The sequence below is a fragment of the Streptomyces milbemycinicus genome, assembly GCF_002154605.1.
GTDB classification, from domain to species: Bacteria; Actinomycetota; Actinomycetes; order Streptomycetales; family Streptomycetaceae; genus Streptomyces; species Streptomyces milbemycinicus.
On record NZ_MUNE01001028.1, the window covers coordinates 1 to 2,130 of the forward strand.

Consider the following 2,130-nt stretch of genomic DNA (forward strand, 5'->3'; position numbering starts at 1 on the left):
CGTCGGCGCCCCGGCCGCGGGATGCGGCGGTCGAGGGCGCGGAGATGCTGCTGCTGCGCCCCGTATGGTCCGCCCAGGAGACCGAGACCACCCCGGCGACCACGGGAGAGGCGTTCGCCGAGCACCAGGTGGTGGTGGTCGGCAGCCTGGCGGCGGGGGAGGGCGAGGCGCTTCGGGCCGCGCTGCCCGCTGCCACCGCCTGTGTGTTCGTGGATCCCGGCAACGGGCCGCTGGACCGGCAGTACGCCCGGATCGCGGAGCGGGTGTTCACCGTGGTCCGCGATCTGTTGGCGGGTGGCGTGCGGCGGCCGGTGCTGCTCCAGGTCGCGCTGGTCGGCGCGGCCGGCGCGGACGCCGAGCGGGGGCGCCTGGCCTGCTTCGGCGGGCTTACGGGGCTGCTGAAGACGGCTCAGCTGGAGAATCCGCTGCTGCGCACCCAGCTCGTCGAGTGCCTGGACGGTGCGGCTCCGGCCACCGTGGCCGCCCGTCTGCTGGCGGAGGCGACGTCGTCCGGTGGTGTGGAGCCGCCGTCGGGTGGCGTGGAGCCGGAGGTGCGCCACCGCGACCGCCGCCGCCAGGTGGCACGGTGGGAGGAGATCGCGTCCGCCCGCCCCGCGGCCACGCCGTGGCGGGAGGGCGGCGTCTACCTGATCACCGGGGGCGCCGGTGGCCTCGGCCGGATCGTGGCGCATGAGATCGCCGCCTCGGTCGGCCACGCCACCGTCGTCCTCACCGGCCGCTCGCCACTGGGCGAGGAGCGGCGGGATGTGCTGGGCGCCCTCCGGGCGGCGGGGCTGACGGTCGACTACCAGCGCGCCGATGTGGCCGACCGGGACGCGGTCGCCCGGTTGCTGGCCCATGTGGCCGACAACCACGGGCCGTTGACGGGCATCGTGCACAGCGCCGGGGTCGTCGACGACGCGTACCTGCTCCGCAAGAGCCCCGAGGCGCTGGCCCGTGTGCTGGCGCCGAAGGTCGCCGGACTGGTCAACCTGGACGAGCTGAGCCGGGACCAGCCGCTCGAGGTGTTCCTGTGCTTCTCGTCGATCGCCGGGGCCTTCGGCAACGCCGGGCAGGCCGACTACGCCGCGGGCAACGCGTTCATGGCCGCGTACGCCGGGTACCGCAACGGCCTTGTCGACGCCGGGGTGTGCCGCGGCAGGACCGTCTCGATCGACTGGCCGCTGTGGGAAGAGGGCGGCATGGGAGGCGACGCGGTCCGGGAGAACCTGGACAGCGTGGGCCTGGCGCCGCTGGACACCGCTCGCGGGCTGGTGGCGCTGCGATGTGCCATGGCCCCGGAGGACAACGGCCTGGCGGATGGCAGGCTGCTGGTCGTCGTGGGTGAACGCGACCGGCTGCCGCAGGTGCTGAGCGGCGGCGAAGGGCCGCGCGCCGTGTCCGCCGACAGCGCGGACCGTGACGCCGTGGCCCATGGCGGCGGGTCTGGGGCGGATCACGCGTTGGAGGACCGGGCGGTCGGCCATCTGCGGCAGCTGTTGGCGTCGTCGCTGGGGGTCACCGCCGAACGGCTGTCCCCGGACGCTCCGCTGGAGCGGTACGGGATGGACTCGGTGATCGCGGTGAATGTGATCGCTCGGTTGGAGGAGTCGTTCGGACCGCTGTCGCGGACGTTGTTGTTCGAGACGGAGTCGGTGCGGGAGCTGGCGCGGTACTTCATCGAGGACCACCTGGAGGCGCTACGGGCGCTGCTCGGTGTGCCCGCGCCCGCACCCACACCCGTGCCTGTACCTGTGCCGGAGCGGGTGGTGGCGCGCGAGCGCGAGGTGGCCGCGGTCGCGCGACGCAGCGATGGCAGCGGTGGCAGTGGTGGCAGCGGTGGCGGTGAGCGTGGTCAGGACGTTGCGATCATCAGCCTCAGTGGGCGCTATCCGCAGGCGGAGGACGTCGAGGCGCTGTGGGCCCGGCTGCGGGAGGGCGCGGACTGTGTGACGCGGGTTCCGGCCGACCGGTGGGATGGCGCGGCGGAGTCCGGTGCGGACGGTGGGTGGCCTGGGGTATGGGGCGGGTTCCTGGACGGGGTGGATCGGTTCGATCCGTTGCACTTCGGGATCTCGCCGCGGGAGGCGGCGGCGATGGATCCGCAGCAGCGGCTGTTCCTGGAGACGG

Annotated in this window: 1 protein-coding gene; it reads left to right on the top strand. The window is 74.1% G+C overall.

The features are described 5' to 3' along the window. Positions 1-2,130: beta-ketoacyl reductase (locus CCN51_RS50585; RefSeq protein ID WP_170061382.1), on the top strand; the 2,130-nt coding region annotated here is incomplete at both ends.